This window comes from Amphritea atlantica (genome assembly GCF_900111095.1).
In the GTDB taxonomy this organism is placed as follows: Bacteria; Pseudomonadota; Gammaproteobacteria; order Pseudomonadales; family Balneatricaceae; genus Amphritea; species Amphritea atlantica.
Genome location: NZ_FOGB01000007.1, coordinates 1 through 15,460 on the forward strand (window position 1 = coordinate 1; position 15,460 = coordinate 15,460).

The following is a 15,460-nucleotide window of genomic DNA, read 5'->3' on the forward strand; positions in this document are numbered from 1 at the left end:
GTGCATAGACTGGTCAGGGAGGGGGCCAAACTCAGAGCGCAGTGCAGCAACCATCCAGCCAGACAGGTAGAGGTATTTACGGTCAGTGCTGTTGAAGTGCTTCTTAATAGAGATCAGTTTTTGCTGACCGATAAAGCCATGCCAGCAGCCCAGAGACTGAGTGTACTGAGAAGAGTCATTATCGTAACGCTCCATGTCTTTACGCATGATAGCGGCGGTGTATTTAGCGATATCCAGACCGGTTTTGAATTTGTTCTGCGCACGCATACGGGCAGCGTATTCAGGGTTGATCGCGTTCCAGGCAGAACCGTAGGTCTCTTTCAGCGCGGCAACTGTTTCGATATCTTTATTTAGAGTAGACATGGTATTTCCTTCTCTCGTTCATCTGGCAGCTATGTGTGCTGCTCTGTTATTTGGTATGAAATCTATTCTAGGTGGGCGGTTAACATAAAGGAAATAAATGGTTATTATATAGAGTATTCACAGTATGAATGAATATAGTAACACTCAGGAATGATGGGCTTTGTATGAATCTTGATAGGATCGATCTGAACCTTCTGGTATACCTTGATGTGCTGCTTCGGGAACGCAATGTCACCCGTTCGGCCAGCTTGCTGGGAATCACTCAGCCAGCCATGAGTAATGGTTTGCGTCGTCTGAGAGAGACGCTGGGCGACCCGTTGTTGGTTCGCACCAGTGAAGGAATGGCCCCAACGGAAAGGGCTCAGGCGCTGCAACCCCTACTGCGCCAGATACTGTCCTCTGTGGAGCAGGTTATCGAACCCAGCAGTTCTTTCGACGCCAGCACCAGTGACCGGGTATTCCGGATTATGACCAGTGACTATGGTGAGTCAACACTGCTGCCCCGGCTGCTTAATCGGCTGCGAAAGCAAGCTCCTAATGTCGTGCTTGATATCATGACCCCCAGTGATATGAGTTTTACTGAGGTTGAACAGGGGTTGGTGGATCTGGTGATTAACCGGTTTGATACGATGCCGCAGGCGTTCCATCAGAAAACGCTGTGGACTGATGGTTTTTCCTGCCTGTTTGCGGTTGATAACCCCATATCCCATAACTTTTGTCTTGAAACCTATCTTCAGGCCAGACACGTCTGGGTGAGTAAAACCGGCATGGGGGCGGGAATGGGGCTCACCCCGAAAGATATAAAACGTTTAGGCTGGGTTGATGAGGCGCTGGAAAAGGAGGGTCATCAGCGCCAGATTACGGTTTTTACCCGGCATTATCAGTCTGCGGTGTTGATGGCACAACAGAAGGGATTGGTCGCTACCGTTCCCACCCGTGCAGCGACTGCACACTCTGATAATCCTCGCCTGATCATCAAAAAACCACCATTCCATATTCCTGATTTCGAGCTGAAGATGGCCTGGAGTCCGCTGCTACAGCACAATGTTGCCCATCAATGGCTGCGCAACCTGATTGCGGATGTGGCAACGACATAACAGCGGCTCCACTGCATCAGAGTGGATATCGCGGTTATTCAGAGTATTGATGGTAAGCTCTGAGTCACCAGCCTGTAGAGCTGGTGTTTAAATGGAATGTTATAGGTTTTGCGGCATATATAAATGGTGGATTAGCCTTTATAATTTTATCCGGGCTCAGACAGGGCGCATACATTGGTTAACAGAAAAGGAGATCAGGATGCTGATCAGCAATATGGAGATACTGCCGGGAAAAGAGGTTAAAACCCATCTTGGTCTGGTGCAGGGTAGCTCGGTACGGGCCAAGCATGTTGGGCGCGATATTATGGCGGGGCTGAAGAATATTTTCGGTGGTGAGTTAAAAGGCTATACCGAATTGCTGCAGGAGTCCCGTGATGAGGCGATGGAACGAATGAAACAGCAGGCCGAGTCGATCGGAGCGAATGCGATACTCAATGTCCGCTTTTCAACCTCTTCAGTCGCTCAGGGAGCTGCTGAGATCTATGTTTATGGTTCAGCGGTTATTCTGGAGTAATCCTGATGACGAATCTGATTATATTTCTGGTGCTGATGACGCTGGGCTATCTGGTCGGTCAGATGGCGGAGAAAAAGCACTATAAATCTATCATTCAGCGTGAAAAACAACTGAGAGAGTTGCCGACAATTGCCAGCCGTTTTCCTCCCACCGATAAGCTGTTTGATCAACACCTGGTGATGGGCAATACAGTTATCTCGGTAGATTATTTCAAACGGTTTATCGCCGCGCTGCGTAATCTTCTCGGAGGCAGGGTGACCTCCTATGAGTCACTACTCGATCGTGCCCGCCGTGAGTCTCTGTTGCGAATGAAACAGCAGGCTGAAGCGATGGGGGCAGAGTATGTGTTTAACGTAAAATACGAAACTGCTTCCATTTCCAAAGGACGCAAAAACGCAATCGGTTCGGTAGAGGTGCTTGCCTATGGCACAGCACTGATCGCATCTGGGTCGGGCAATGAAGTTTGAGCATCGGGAGATTCCGGAGGGGATCAATGTCACCGATGTTCATCCTCTGAAGGAGCTGGCAGTCCTGCTGACGGGGGCCGCTATTTTAATTGTTGCCGTGGTCTATATTTTGGGGCTTTCAGCAGGTTTTATGGCGCCCTATATCCCTTTTGCAGCAGAACAACGACTGGTTGCCTCAGCTTCCTATGCGATTGAGCCACATACAGATACAGACGTAGAGCGCTACCTGCAGCAGGTGACTGATCGGGTCGTTAAGGTGATGGATCTGCCTGAAGAGATCGACATAACCCTGTATTATTCCGCTGGCGATACAGTCAATGCGTTTGCTACCCTGGGAGGCAATGTCGTGGTGTTCAGAGGCTTGTTGGAAAAGCTCCCCAATGAGAACGCGCTGGCGATGCTGCTGGCTCATGAAATTGCCCATGTAAAGCACCGGGACCCGATTGTCAGTCTGACCCGGGGGGTGACTATCAGCTCCGCTTTAGCGCTGTTGCTGGGAGTCAGCGATCTTGATGTGATGGGAGATGCAGGGGTCTATACGATGCTGCATTTCAGCCGGAAGATGGAGCAGCAGGCAGATATTGAAGCGCTGCAGGCGGTGTACAAACTCTATGGGCATACCCATGGTGCTACCGATCTGTTTGATACGATCAGCGCCTGGCACAAAGCATCTGAGAGTAGTGAGGGTATCGAGTTGATGCAATCCCATCCACTGGACCGTAACCGGATCAAAAACCTGAATGCCTTTGCTGTCTCAAATGAATGGCCGCAAGCAGGGGTGATTACACCTTTACCTCAGTCTTTTCTCGATGGGCTTAAACAGAGCTCAGATGACATTCAGGATGAATAGTCGCGACGACCTTCGCTCAGGAGTTTTTGTTTTGATTCCTGCTTAATGATGACTAAGCCATGATTTTACTTTGCAAGCGCAAAGCACGTTCTAACAGCGTTTGACAATCCACTTCCCATGTATAACCATAAGCCCATGAAAACGAATCTTAAGCAGCAATCAGTACGAATTATCATCATTCCTTAGGAATGGTGGGCTTGTTGTTGCGCGTTTAAAGTGTCAAACCCACCCCTCAGAGGTGGGTTTTCTGTTTCTGCCTCATGGGAATAATTCATTTTATGGAGGCAGTGTGAAAAAAGTTGCAGTGTTTGGTAAGCCCGGCAGTGGTAAATCCACGTTAAGCAGAGCGCTGGCGTCAGTGACCGGTATACCGCTACACCCACTCGATTCTATGGTGTATCAGAAGAGCGGTGAACTGGTGGAGCGCAAGCTGTTTGATGAGGCGCATGAAAGAGTCCTCTCATCTGATCGCTGGATCATCGATGGCTTTGGTCCGCTGGAGTCGTTTTATAAGCGTCTTGAATCCGCTGATACCCTGATCTATATCGATCTGCCGTACCGGACCAGTTACTGGCTGGTGACAAAGCGACTTTTAAAAGGCCTGATGGTGACGCCGGAGGGCTGGCCAGAAGGGAGTTCAGTTGTCAGGGGAACGATGCAAAGCTATAAAGTGCTGCGATTGTGTCCCCGATTCTGGAACGAGGCGTTTATGGGCAGGCTGGAAACCTTATCGACTGACAAGACGCTGTATGTGATCCGTTCCGTTGCTGAACTCAATCGTTTTGTGCCTGAGCATATCAGCGAGTAGTACCGCATGGATGAGTTACAACGGCGTCAGGCTTGAGATGCGTAGCCCTGCTGGCTTTGATGAAGTCAAATAGTCTGAAGGGTTAATGGAATCCTGAAGAGGACGGCAGTAGTCGGTGTCTATAACGGATGCTATAACCGACAATGCCGCCTCTTGATCAATCCTGTTGATGTTTCAGGTTAACTGTTTATTCCGCTTTCCATGCGGCGGCTGCAGCAAAAAATGAAAATGTTTCATTGGTCAGCTGGGTGTCGTCACCTGGTGGAAAATAGCTTAGCTTGACGATCACAGTATTGCTGGCCGGATCAACGAAGATAAACTGTCCCTGTAAACCAATCGCTGAATAAGCGTCGCTGTCAGCAACGGTCCACCACTGGTAACCATAGCCACCGGGGCCGCCATCGCGGTCTTCAGGGCCTACCGATTTTGTCGAAAGTTTGACCCACTCTGGTGAGACGATCTGTTTGCCGTTGATACGTCCCTCTTGCAGCATCATCTTGCCAATACGGGCATAGTCTCTCATCGTTGCATTGTAGCCTGCGCCGCTGAATTCCCGTCCTACACCTGGCTGTCCATCCATGATGAAGAAACCATCAGATTCTGCACCCATTGGTTCCCACAGATGTTTGGTCATATAGGAAGCGATATTTCCGCCATCTGAGATCCGTTCAATCAGCAGACCCAGGACTGCGGTATCGATGGTTTTATAAGCAAATACTTCACCCGGTTTATGGGCGCGTTTGATGGTTTTGGCCGGCTCGACGAAGCGGGCAACATTCTTCACCAGTGCGAGAATATGGTTGCGGGCTGCCAGACCAGGGTTTTCGAAGTCATACCGTTCTTCATAATCGACACCGGAACGCATACCCAGTACCTGACGAATCGTTACGCCTTTGTAGGCTCCCTCTTTCAACTCAGGCAGGTAGGTGGTGATATCATCATCCAGCGACTTAATACGACCCTCCTCTAGGGCACAACCGATCAGGATCGAGGTCAGCGATTTCGTCATCGACCAGCCCATAAAGCGGGTCTTAGCATCACTGTTATTACGATAGTTCTCATAGACGATATTACCGTCTTTCATTATCAGCAGGGCATTGGTGTAGGTTCGGTCGAGAAACTGTTCCGGCGTATAGCGTTGGCCATCAAACTGATAGCTGAAGTTGAGTGATCTATCGGTGCGGGCCAGCGGGGAGGGAGTGCCTGAATGGGGGACCTTACGGGTCGTAAACAGTGAATCCATGCTGCGGAAGGTCAGGGTGTTGAAGTAGGGTTGTAACATCGCCCAGCGGGTGTTCTGAACCGCTACTGGTACATCTGATACGGGGCCTACTGCTGCTACCAGTGGGTCAACTGTGGATGCTGCGTTCACACTTCCTCCGCTGAGCATTGTGGCCATGACACTGGCACAGGCCAGGGCAGATTTTAAAGGGTATTTTTTGCTCATCAGCATGTAACTCCTTTTGATTATTATATTTTCAGATCTAAAGTTGTTTATAGCCAAAACAATTTGTACTTAAATCTATTCAGAGCTTACGTCCGGGTGTAACTAAGGGCTATATCACGGAAGTGGTAGTGAGCTGATAGTGCTCCAGCGTGGGTGATGGAGTCAGTTAATTCAGAAAGAGGGGAAGAATGTTAAGACGGAGAAAAATGAGGCGGGTGCAATGAAAAGGCGCATCCATGAGGAGTACGCCCTTTAGTATTAGCAGATTAACGGTTTAGTTAAGATCAAAACGATCGGCATTCATTACTTTGTTCCAGGCGTTCACAAAATCGGTGACAAACTTCTGCTTCGCATCACTCTGCGCATAGACCTCAGCGATCGCCCGCAGTTGCGAGTTAGAACCAAATATCAGATCAACCCGGGTTGCGGTCCATTTGAGTTCGCCAGTGCGGCGATCATAGCCTTCAAACAGCGTCTCATCTGCAGAGGTTGGCTTCCATTTAGTCCCCATATCCAGCAGGTTGACAAAGAAGTCATTGCTCAGGGTTTGTGGTCGCTGGGTAAAGACGCCATGCCGGCTGTGGCCGGTATTGATATCCAGCACCCGCAGACCGCCAACCAGTACCGCCATTTCAGGAGCGGTGAGATTGAGCAACTGACTTCTGTCGATCAGCAGTTCTTCTGCAGACACGCTGTAGCGGGCTTTCTGGTAGTTTCTGAAACCGTCGGCGTATGGTTCGAGAGGGGCAAACGAATCGATATCAGTCTGCTCCTGAGAAGCATCGGCACGCCCCGGTGTAAACAGCACTGTAACCGGCTGACCGGCATCATTGGCGGCCTGCTCGATGGCGGCAGCGCCTCCCAGAACGATCAGATCGGCAAGAGAGACCTGTTTAGTGTTTCCATGGGTTGTGTTAAACCGGGTCTGAATCCCCGTCAGGGTATCCAATACCCTGGACAGTTCGTCAGGCTGGTTAACCTCCCAGTCTTTTTGTGGAGCCAGGCGGATACGGGCTCCGTTAGCTCCGCCACGCATATCGGAACCCCGGAAGGTGGATGCCGATGCCCAGGCGGTGCTCACCAGCTGAGACACAGACAACCCAGATTTCAGAATTTCATCTTTAAGCACCACAATATCCCGGTTGTTGATCAGTTCATGATCAACCGCTGGAAGTGGATCTTGCCAGATAAGCTCTTCGGAGGGCACTTCAGGGCCAAGATAGCGTGACAGCGGGCCCATATCCCGGTGCGTCAGCTTAAACCAGGCGCGGGCGAACGCGTCGGCAAACTCATCGGGATTTTTGTGGAAATGCTCGGATATCCGGCGATATTCAGGGTCTTCCCTCAGCGCCATATCGGCGGTTGACATCATGGGGGCATGTCGTCTGGATGGATCATGGGCATCGGGCACGGTGTCAGCGGCTGCGGGATCTTTCGGCGTCCACTGCTGAGCGCCTGCCGGGCTTCTGGTGAGCTCCCATTCGTAGCCCAGCAGAGTATCGAAATAGCTGCTATCCCACTGGGTTGGCGTGGCTGTCCAGGCGCCTTCAAGACCGCTGGTGATGGTATCCACACCTTTACCTGTGCCCATACTGTTTATCCATCCCAGTCCCTGTTCTGCTATACCGGCAGCTTCTGGTTCCGGACCGACATGTTCCGGGTCTCCGGCACCGTGGGTTTTACCGAAGGTATGACCACCAGCAGTGAGAGCGACGGTTTCATAGTCGTCCATTGCCATCCGGGCGAACGTTTCGCGAATATCACGGGCTGAACCCAGTGGGTCCGGGTTGCCATCCGGGCCTTCCGGGTTTACATAGATCAGCCCCATCTGTACGGCTGCCAGTGGGTTTTCAAGGTCACGCTCGCCGCTGTAACGTTTATTGCCCAGCCATTCCTGCTCGGCACCCCAGTTAACATCCTCCTCGGGCTCCCAGATATCCTCGCGACCACCGCCGAAGCCAAAGGTTTTTAATCCCATGGATTCAAGGGCGCAGTTACCCGCGAGAATCATCAGGTCGGCCCAGGAGATTTTGTTACCGTACTTCTGCTTAATGGGCCAGAGCAGGCGACGGGCCTTATCCAGATTGCCGTTGTCAGGCCAGCTGTTGAGTGGTGCAAACCGTTGTGAGCCTGAACCGGCACCACCCCGGCCATCGCCAATACGGTAGGTGCCGGCACTGTGCCAGGCCATACGGATAAAGAAGGGGCCGTAGTGGCCATAATCGGCGGGCCACCACTCCTGTGAATCGGTCATCAGATCATAAAGGTCCTGTTTCAGTGCAGAGAGATCGAGCTTTTTAAACTCATCAGCATAGGAGAAACTTTCTGCCATTGGGCTGATCTCAGGAGTGTTCTGATGAAGGATTTTCAGGTTGAGTTGATTGGGCCACCAATCCTGATTGGCTGTACCCCGATCACTAACCTGTGTTTTCGAACCGTGCATAAAAGGGCACTGGCCTGTCGCTGTTTTGTTATTGTCGCTCATCATCTACTCCTTTATTGATTAACAGTTGAAGTCTCTGGATGGCTAATATCAGATCGGTAAAGTAGAAAGTATAGTTCTATACGGGGGCTTTTGATCTGTAGATCAGAGCTAACTGAGTCGGGTTTAGCTGTTGGTTTCTGTTTTTTTCCCGTTGCTAAAAGTTATAGCAGTACCCGCTAAAGAGACTAAATTGCATATTCTCATCGCTTCGATAGGTTAGATTTATATTGGGATAGTCGGGTTGTAAAAGGGATGCCTGGTGAGCTGAAGTTTTGAGGTCGTGGTGAATCGAAACAGGAGAGATCGTTTTCATAAAAACGATCTCTCCTTAATGGACGTGTTGTTTTTTCTGAACATCAATAAAGCTGTTCTCTTACAGCTTTATAATAAAAAAACTGTTTAATAACAATAGATTGTATTTGTTAGTTAATGTTAATTATCGATTTGTGACTTTATTAAGGCTGGATTTTATAAGCCTCAATTCGCTGTGAAAACATCATCGGAATATAGAGATATTCGCCTTTTGTGGAGATGTCTGCCGAGTGCTTACCGGTCTCCATGAGCAGTTGCACGGCATTGTTTTTGAACTCAAAAATCTTGCCGTTCAGCCAGTCGCTGATAATCAGTGAGTCGCCGGCAGAGGCGATGCCATCCAGGTTGCCAAACTGCTGGGCTGATTTATAAGGTGTCAGAGTGCCGGTCTCGAGGTTGATCGAAACCAGTCCTCCCAACGTCTCAGTGGAGAAATCCTCTTTCATCCCTTCACCCCAGGTTGCAACGATCAGCGCGCCATCTTTAATGGTCAGTCCGTTCGGATGAGGCAACTGATTGCTGCTAATCCACTGTGTCAGGGTGTTGTTACGGTAGCGGTAAATACCACCTCCTGTCAGGTCGCTGATATAGACAGTGCCGGCGTCATCGATGGTGATATCATTCAGCATGGAGCTGCTTTCGGCAGTGATGGATCTGATCAGTTTGCCCTGTTTATAATCGATAATATGCAGACGCTGCATATCAGCCACATAGAGATAGTCAGCATCCATCGCCATCCCTTTGGGGGCATCCATTCCATTAACCCATACATGCTGAATGATGCTGCCATCATCAGAAAGCAGGCTGATGTAGCCTTTGCCGTTCAGTTCTGTCGGGGTTCCGTTGATATTGGAAACGTATAACAGGGGCTCGTCTGGGTGGACCAGCACCGATTCAGGCTGATCAAAGCCGCTCTGGCTCCAGGCGATTTCAGGTGCTGCGACGGCGGACTGTGTTGCGCATGACAAGATTGTCACAGCAGAACAGAGCGTTTTTTTGAATATTGAGGTCATAACAAACTCCTTATGTGAGGTGTTGTCGTATTGTGCTATATTTGATCCCTGTTTCTATTCTTATAAAATAAGGTATCTTTTTATGATACTTTTTGGGGCGGTTTGGTATATCTATGAATGATCTCTCTTCGTCCGTTGTACAGAGTGATGCCTGTGTCAGCGGTGATGAACACCAGCAGCGTGAAAATCTGTTTACCCTGCTTAAGCAGGCACTCAAAGCCCGGGGATTCACCTATGCCAGACTGGCGGCAGAGATGAATATGAGCGAGCTGTCTATCAAACGCCTGTTTAAAGAGAAAGACTGTAAGATGAGCCGGCTTCTGGAAATATGCTCCATCATCGGCATAAGCATCGATGAGCTGATTCAGATGCAACAGCGTTTCAGTCAGATACCGGAGTTTTTGCCTGAGTCTGTCGAAGCTGCGCTGGCTAAAGATAAAAAGCTGTTTCTGATATTGATATTGCTGGTCTCTCAGGTGGATATTCCAACCGTTGGGAGTCTGATGGAGATGGATCAGGCCAGGTTATATCTGCATCTTCGAGAACTTGAGAAGCTCGGGATTATTGAGCTCAGGTCTGGTAGCGGGTTTCGGTTTCTTGTTTCTCTGCCAATTCGGTGGCGTATGGGAGGTAAGCTGGCCGGTCTGATTAAGGGGATTAATAAGCGTTATATCGCGCACTGTCTGGATCATGAGAAAGACCCTGAATATGCCTTTACAACCGCCAGTCGGCTGATGAGCAAAAGCAGTGTTTTGCAGATACAGAATAATCTGCACCGTATACGGGAAGAGTTTGATTATCTTAGTAGCCAGGATCAGATGTTTTATAAAGTAGAGGAGCTACAGCTTCATAAGCTGGTGTTTGGCATGGGGCCTTTCCCTCTGGATGTTATCCTGGCAGAGGATTAGTGTCTGCTTTCAGTCTGCAAAAGGGACAGAACGAATAAACCCGCATAAGCGGGTTTATTGTTTCAGGCAGTGAGGGTTACTTTTTCACGAGGCTATTCAGCTTAAAACCTGCATCTTCAATCTGTTGCTGCGTGGGTGATACCCCGGCAGTAATCAGCTTACGACCGGCCATATGATCAGCAGGGCGGTTGACCGTGTGAATGGCAATCAACCGGTCATCACGGAAGAAAAACAGCGAAAACTTGTCATCCTCCTGACTGCCCCGTTGATAGAAGTGGGTGTAGCCGTCATGGATACCCACCATCTGCAGTTTGATATCATACTGATCGGACCAGAACCAGGGTACTGAATGGTATTCTGCATCCTGACCTGCGATCACCTGGGCGATCACTTTCGCTTGATCCACGGCATTCTGCACCGATTCCAGGCGGATCTCGCTACCGGTGAAGGGGTTGTTGTAACGTGCGGAATCGCCTGCGGCAAAGATATCCGGGTCGTTGGTACGACACTGGGCATCCACCACCACACCATCGTGACAGAGCAGTTTAGCTTCGACTGCCAGCTCGGTATCGGCGGTGACGCCAATGCCCGCCAGTACGAGTTGAGCGGGCAATAGCGTACCATCTTTCAAACGCACCGCTTCAACATTGCCGTTGCCATCATCGGCAATATGGTCCACTTCCGCTCCAAAGCGGATATCAACCCCATGCTGGTGGTGGATATCGAGCATATACTGAGACAGTTCAGGGGTGACGGCATTCGCCAGAATGCGCTGACCTCTGACCAGTACCGTGACTTTCTTTCCCAGCTTTGCGGCGGTTGAGGCAAACTCCAGGGCGATAAAGCCACCACCGATAATAACAGTGTCTTCCGTCTGGTTTAGGTGAGACTGGATATAACGGATATCGTCCAGGCTTTTAATGTATCCCACACCGTTCAGAGCCGCGCCGGGCAGGTCAAGCTGTCGCAGCTTTGCTCCAGTCGCCAGCACTAGTTTGTCGTAGCCCAGTGTTTCACCGTTATCCAGCTCAACCTGTTTATCAGCACGATGGATTGCGGTGACCCGATGACCGAGTTTCAAACCGATGTTGTGGTCATCATAGTAGCTTTGAGTACGGAACAGCAGTGCCTCTTCGCCGGTGTCGTTGAGCAGATGGCTTTTCGACAGAGGCGGGCGCTGGTAGGGCAGATGGCCTTCACCATCGACCAGGGTAATCTCACCGTCATAGCCTGCGCGTCGCAGTGAATCAGCGCATTGATAGCCCGCATGACCGCCACCTACAATGACCACACCCGTCATTACTCCTGCTCCTCTGGCATATGGATGACGATGCCATCCAGTTCAGCAGTGGCTTTGATCTGGCAACTGAGGCGGCTGTTAGGCTTACGCTCAGAGGCGGTATCGTCGAGCATCTCATCTTCGTTTTCAGACATCTCCGGCAGCTTCGCCAGCCAGGCGTCATCAACATAGCAGTGGCAGGTGGCGCAGGCGCAGGAACCGCTGCACTCACCTTCAATCCCTTCAACGCCATTCATGACAGCGCCCTGCATGATGGTCATACCTTCGGCCAGTTCCAACTGAGTAGACTGACCATCAAAACTTACATAATTAACGGTTGGCATAGATACGGTCCTCAAATAGCACCCGCCTCAGTGAGACTGAGGCGGGCTTTTTTTATGATTATATAAAATCTTAAGCTTTAACCTGCAACTCCAGCGGGCTTCGGAAGTTAGTTGATGGCATCCAGCGTAGCTCCTGGTCAACCTTCGACAGGTTAGGGAACGCTTTCAACAACTCTTCTACCGCGACTTTACACGCCAGACGGGCGATGGCTGTTCCGAGACAGGCGTGAACCCCGCCACCAAAGCCCAGATGGCCTTTGGGTTTACGGCTGAGGTCATAGACATCCGCATTGGGGAACACCTCCTCATCACGGTTACCTGAGCCGTATGCCAGGATAACAAAATCGCCCGGCTTCATGGTCTGACCATGCAGCGTCGTCTCTTTCATTACACAGCGGCGGAAACGCTGGGCCGAGGTGTTGAAACGCAGGCTCTCTTCAATCGCATCGGGAATCAGGTCAGGATTCGCTACCAGTGCTTCACGGACTTCAGGATGATCGGTAATATTCTTGATCAGCATGGTCATAAAGCCAGACAGGGATTCGATACCCGCCATAATCAGCGTGGTTACTGTCAGCAGAATCTCTTCATCTTTCAGTTTGTCGCCATCAATCTCGGAGAGAATGAACTGGCTTAGCAGATCTTCGCCGGGATTCTTCTTGCGTTCCTGTACCAGATTAGCAGCATACTCGCGCATCCACTCGTAAGCGGCCAGATGCTCAGGACCTTTCTGGCGGGTAACCGGATCCGTTTGTACCATCATCACCGCTTTGTCCCGAACGATTTCCAGATCGGCGGGTGGCAGATCAAACAGATAGACGATCAGATCTACAGTGTACTTTGATGAAAACTCAGCGACGAAATCAAACTGATCACGGCCTTTCAGAGCCTCCAGGTGCTTCTGGGCAACGGATTGTGCCGGCGCCATCAGATGCGCCAGAGCCCGTTTGGTCACCGCTTTCTGAATCAGCGCACGCAGACGGTCGTGACGGGGTGGATCTGTGGTACCCAGAGTTGATCCTGCGCGGCCTGGCAGTTCGTTCACCAGGTTACCTTTGGCTGAGGAGAAGGTCTCCCAGTCATTCAGTGCCATCACAATATCCTTGTGACGGGACAATACCCACATCTCAGCATCTTCGCTCCAGAAGCAGGGGTATTCCGCCCGCAGGGTGGCGTATGCCGGAAACGGATCAGCATCGATCTCGGGTGAATAGGGGTTAAATCTGAACATTCGCACTCCTCACAATCTTTACGTTGCTGTTATTGGAACTGTATTCAGTGTAGGTGCAATAACCTACTTAAAAAATGGATATTCTGAGCAAAGCATTGTACTTTTATAACAGTTAAACTATCTGTAAATGCACTTAGTGATAGAAGTCATGAATAAAATTAACAGTGATCTTACGGCTGACAGGCTGATCTCAACCTACTCGCTCTACAGTGAAGAGCAATCGCTGGGTGATCCGGAATTTATCCATATTGAGGATATCCGTACCCGGGCAGAACTGTTTGACTGGACCATCAATATCCATACCCATCCGAAGATGTTTCAGATTATCTATGTGCGTAAAGGTAGCGCCCGAATCCACATCGATGGACTGGAGCAGGTGGAGTCAGGCCCCTGCCTGATTACTATCCCGGCGGGTGTTGTGCATGGGTTTGAGTTTGATCAGGATGCCACAGAGGGAGCGGTTGTGACGGTGTCGCAACTGCTGATGCTGGATGAGCAGTTTCAGCGGCGTTTTCCCTTTAAGGAGGAGCTGTTGAGTAAAGCGCTGATTATCCCTTTATCGGAGAGCGATCCTGATCAGGCACTGATTGATCAGCAGGTTAAGGAGCTGAGACGGGAGTATTTTGATAATCAGCCTGCTAAGGCGCTGATGTTTGAGTGGTTGCTGTTCTCATTGCTGATCCGTATCGGGCGCAAGTTGCACTCGGCCTACAGTCGTTCTGATGTAGGCAGCCGCTATGAGCAGCGCTATAAGGAGTTATGTCAGCTGATTGAACTGCACTACCGGGATCACCTGTCAGCAAACCAGTATGCCGAGATGCTCAGCACAACTCCGATTGGACTTAATCGGGCCTGCGCAGCGGTGGCCGGGAAAAGTGTCAGCGAGCTGTTACAGGACCGGCTGATTCTGGAAGCGCAGCGGTTTCTGATCTACACCGCCGCACCGGCTTCGCTGATCGCTTATGATCTGGGATTTAAAGATCCGGCTTACTTTTCCCGTTTCTTTAAAAGGAGAGTCGGCTTAAGCCCGGGGGCGTTCAGAAACCAGCGGGACAGATAGCCCCGCTGGATTGGCTGTCTGTCAGAGCAGCAGTTTAGTCAGACCCATCACCGCCAGATAACCGCAGGTATAGGCAACCAGCAGCCAATGGATGAAGCGCAGATAGGTGATAAAGGAGAGCGCTTCAAGCTTACTCAGTGCGATTACACCGGCAGCTGAACCGACAATCAGAATTGAACCGCCCACACCGACCGCATAGGTCAGCCCCAGCCATTCACCCTTGGTCATCGGAATATCTGATTGCAGGATTGCAGCCGTCAGCGGTACGTTATCCACGAATGCTGACAGAATACCGATGACATAGTTGGCTACCACCGCTGGCATCATCGTGTAGAGCTCTGGCAGCAGCTTCAGTATCGACAGCTCTTTCAACATGCCTACCAACAGCAGTACCCCAAGGAAGAACAGCAGGGTATCGAATTCGATCTCGCGGACGTATTCCAGAACGTTAGGGTTCTGTTCTTTTCTGAAGATAATACGATGGACAATAAACATCAGCGCCAGACCAAACAGGAAGGTCAGCACTGGTGGAACGGAAAACAGCACGCTCATTGCCAGAGTGCTGATAATGGTCAGCAGGAACAGGGCGGCGATCAGTTTATCGCCAGCAGCAATAGGGCGCTTAAATTTGGGCAGAGTGATCATCTCATTGCTGCCCTGCATCAGAATCAGCGCCAGTATAGCCACTCCGGCCATGGCTGGCAGGATCAGCAGCATCAGATTAAGAATCGACACCTTGCCGTTAAGGAAGATCATCAGTGTGGTTACATCACCGGTAATCAGCGATACACCACCGGAGTTAACCGCAAAGACAATCAGTGCGGCGAACTTCAGCGTATCTTTGGTTTCCAGTTTTAGTGAGGCCAGCAGCGAGAGCATGATCAGCGAAGCGGTGATGTTATCCGCCAGGGATGAAAACATCAGGCCCAGCAAAGCGATCAGAATCATCAGCGTGCTGAGTTTAAGCTGGCTGGGCAATAACCGGTATACCAACTGAGTAATCAGACCTTTTTCGTTGAGGTAGGCTACAAAGGTCATAGCGGCCATCAGGAATAGCCACAATATAGCGATATCAAGGAGTTGCTCGTTGAGCGCCTCCTGTATTGCCTGAGGTGATTTTTCAGGGAAAACGAAGGCTAGAATCCACACCAGCGTACCGATAAACAGCGTCGACTTTGCTTTGTTCAGATGAACAACATCTTCAAAGACGATCAGTACAAAGGCGAGGATAATCAGGCCCAGCAACAAGTAGTGCATGGTTATTCTCGTTATCAAAATTTTA

Annotated in this window: 14 protein-coding genes and 1 pseudogene; 7 read left to right on the forward strand and 8 right to left on the reverse strand. The window is 50.3% G+C overall.

Annotation, left to right across the window (positions count from 1 at the left end; all coding sequences use genetic code 11):
* Positions 1-363, reverse strand: a pseudogene (locus BMY09_RS12360) (isocitrate lyase); the annotation flags it as partial.
* A 164-nt stretch (positions 364-527) separates the two neighbouring features.
* Here BMY09_RS12360 and BMY09_RS12365 point away from each other — a divergent pair.
* From BMY09_RS12365 to BMY09_RS12385, 5 genes are all read left to right on the forward strand, one after another.
* Positions 528-1,460, forward strand: coding sequence for a LysR family transcriptional regulator (locus BMY09_RS12365; RefSeq protein ID WP_091358629.1), 933 nt, complete (start codon positions 528-530; stop codon positions 1,458-1,460).
* Between the two features lie 199 nt (positions 1,461-1,659).
* Positions 1,660-1,974, forward strand: coding sequence for a YbjQ family protein (locus BMY09_RS12370; RefSeq protein WP_091358632.1), 315 nt, complete (start codon positions 1,660-1,662; stop codon positions 1,972-1,974).
* Between the two features lie 5 nt (positions 1,975-1,979).
* Positions 1,980-2,441: a YbjQ family protein gene (locus tag BMY09_RS12375; protein WP_091358635.1), complete on the forward strand. Its 462-nt coding sequence runs from the start codon at positions 1,980-1,982 to the stop codon at positions 2,439-2,441.
* Positions 2,431-3,291, forward strand: a complete 861-nt coding sequence (locus BMY09_RS12380) for a M48 family metallopeptidase (RefSeq protein WP_091358638.1) — start codon at positions 2,431-2,433, stop codon at positions 3,289-3,291. The genes BMY09_RS12375 and BMY09_RS12380 overlap by 11 nt, the downstream gene beginning before the upstream one ends.
* Before the next feature lie 289 nt (positions 3,292-3,580).
* Positions 3,581-4,099 (forward strand): P-loop NTPase family protein, encoded by a 519-nt coding sequence (locus BMY09_RS12385; RefSeq protein ID WP_091358642.1) that lies wholly within the window; start codon positions 3,581-3,583, stop codon positions 4,097-4,099.
* Positions 4,100-4,286: 187 nt separating this feature from the next.
* On the opposite strand, the gene BMY09_RS12390 is transcribed toward BMY09_RS12385, so the two are convergent.
* From BMY09_RS12390 to BMY09_RS12400, 3 genes are all read right to left on the reverse strand, one after another.
* Positions 4,287-5,546, reverse strand: a complete 1,260-nt coding sequence (locus BMY09_RS12390) for a serine hydrolase domain-containing protein (RefSeq protein ID WP_245756575.1) — start codon at positions 5,544-5,546, stop codon at positions 4,287-4,289.
* A 274-nt stretch (positions 5,547-5,820) separates the two neighbouring features.
* On the reverse strand, positions 5,821-8,031 hold the full coding sequence (katG, locus tag BMY09_RS12395; RefSeq protein WP_217647436.1) for a catalase/peroxidase HPI: 2,211 nt from the start codon (positions 8,029-8,031) through the stop codon (positions 5,821-5,823).
* Positions 8,032-8,486: 455 nt separating this feature from the next.
* Positions 8,487-9,356, reverse strand: a complete 870-nt coding sequence (locus tag BMY09_RS12400; RefSeq protein WP_091358649.1) for a Vgb family protein — start codon at positions 9,354-9,356, stop codon at positions 8,487-8,489.
* Positions 9,357-9,469: 113 nt separating this feature from the next.
* Here BMY09_RS12400 and BMY09_RS12405 point away from each other — a divergent pair, with 113 nt between their 5' ends.
* Positions 9,470-10,264: a helix-turn-helix domain-containing protein gene (locus BMY09_RS12405; protein WP_091358654.1), complete on the forward strand. Its 795-nt coding sequence runs from the start codon at positions 9,470-9,472 to the stop codon at positions 10,262-10,264.
* Between the two features lie 76 nt (positions 10,265-10,340).
* On the opposite strand, the gene BMY09_RS12410 is transcribed toward BMY09_RS12405, so the two are convergent.
* From BMY09_RS12410 to BMY09_RS12420, 3 genes are all read right to left on the reverse strand, one after another.
* Complete coding sequence (locus BMY09_RS12410) at positions 10,341-11,564, reverse strand: NAD(P)/FAD-dependent oxidoreductase (RefSeq protein ID WP_091358658.1); 1,224 nt, start codon at positions 11,562-11,564, stop codon at positions 10,341-10,343.
* Positions 11,564-11,887 carry a 2Fe-2S iron-sulfur cluster-binding protein gene (locus tag BMY09_RS12415; RefSeq protein WP_091358661.1) on the reverse strand — a complete coding sequence of 108 codons (324 nt, stop codon included), beginning with the start codon at positions 11,885-11,887 and terminating at the stop codon, positions 11,564-11,566. Before BMY09_RS12415 ends, BMY09_RS12410 begins: the two co-directional genes overlap by 1 nt.
* A gap of 70 nt (positions 11,888-11,957) precedes the next feature.
* Entirely contained in the window at positions 11,958-13,118 is a 1,161-nt protein-coding gene (locus BMY09_RS12420; protein ID WP_091358663.1) for a cytochrome P450, read from the reverse strand.
* Between the two features lie 148 nt (positions 13,119-13,266).
* Here BMY09_RS12420 and BMY09_RS12425 point away from each other — a divergent pair, with 148 nt between their 5' ends.
* On the forward strand, positions 13,267-14,178 hold the full coding sequence (locus BMY09_RS12425; protein ID WP_175483528.1) for a helix-turn-helix domain-containing protein: 912 nt from the start codon (positions 13,267-13,269) through the stop codon (positions 14,176-14,178).
* A gap of 21 nt (positions 14,179-14,199) precedes the next feature.
* Here BMY09_RS12425 and nhaD read toward each other — a convergent pair whose 3' ends face one another.
* Positions 14,200-15,435 (reverse strand): sodium:proton antiporter NhaD, encoded by a 1,236-nt coding sequence (gene nhaD, locus BMY09_RS12430; protein ID WP_091358669.1) that lies wholly within the window; start codon positions 15,433-15,435, stop codon positions 14,200-14,202.
* Positions 15,436-15,460 lie beyond the last annotated feature (25 nt).

Excerpts from the sequence above, each read along its gene's own strand:
- BMY09_RS12365 (WP_091358629.1), top strand. The coding sequence starts at position 528 with ATGAATCTTGATAGGATCGATCTGAACCTTCTGGTATACCTTGATGTG.
- BMY09_RS12370 (WP_091358632.1), top strand. The coding sequence starts at position 1,660 with ATGCTGATCAGCAATATGGAGATACTGCCGGGAAAAGAGGTTAAAACC.
- BMY09_RS12375 (WP_091358635.1), top strand. The coding sequence starts at position 1,980 with ATGACGAATCTGATTATATTTCTGGTGCTGATGACGCTGGGCTATCTG.
- BMY09_RS12380 (WP_091358638.1), top strand. The coding sequence starts at position 2,431 with ATGAAGTTTGAGCATCGGGAGATTCCGGAGGGGATCAATGTCACCGAT.
- BMY09_RS12390 (WP_245756575.1), bottom strand. The coding sequence starts at position 5,546 with ATGAGCAAAAAATACCCTTTAAAATCTGCCCTGGCCTGTGCCAGTGTC.
- katG (WP_217647436.1), bottom strand. The coding sequence starts at position 8,031 with ATGAGCGACAATAACAAAACAGCGACAGGCCAGTGCCCTTTTATGCAC.
- BMY09_RS12400 (WP_091358649.1), bottom strand. The coding sequence starts at position 9,356 with ATGACCTCAATATTCAAAAAAACGCTCTGTTCTGCTGTGACAATCTTG.
- BMY09_RS12405 (WP_091358654.1), top strand. The coding sequence starts at position 9,470 with ATGAATGATCTCTCTTCGTCCGTTGTACAGAGTGATGCCTGTGTCAGC.
- BMY09_RS12410 (WP_091358658.1), bottom strand. The coding sequence starts at position 11,564 with ATGACGGGTGTGGTCATTGTAGGTGGCGGTCATGCGGGCTATCAATGC.
- BMY09_RS12415 (WP_091358661.1), bottom strand. The coding sequence starts at position 11,887 with ATGCCAACCGTTAATTATGTAAGTTTTGATGGTCAGTCTACTCAGTTG.
- BMY09_RS12420 (WP_091358663.1), bottom strand. The coding sequence starts at position 13,118 with ATGTTCAGATTTAACCCCTATTCACCCGAGATCGATGCTGATCCGTTT.
- BMY09_RS12425 (WP_175483528.1), top strand. The coding sequence starts at position 13,267 with ATGAATAAAATTAACAGTGATCTTACGGCTGACAGGCTGATCTCAACC.
- nhaD (WP_091358669.1), bottom strand. The coding sequence starts at position 15,435 with ATGCACTACTTGTTGCTGGGCCTGATTATCCTCGCCTTTGTACTGATC.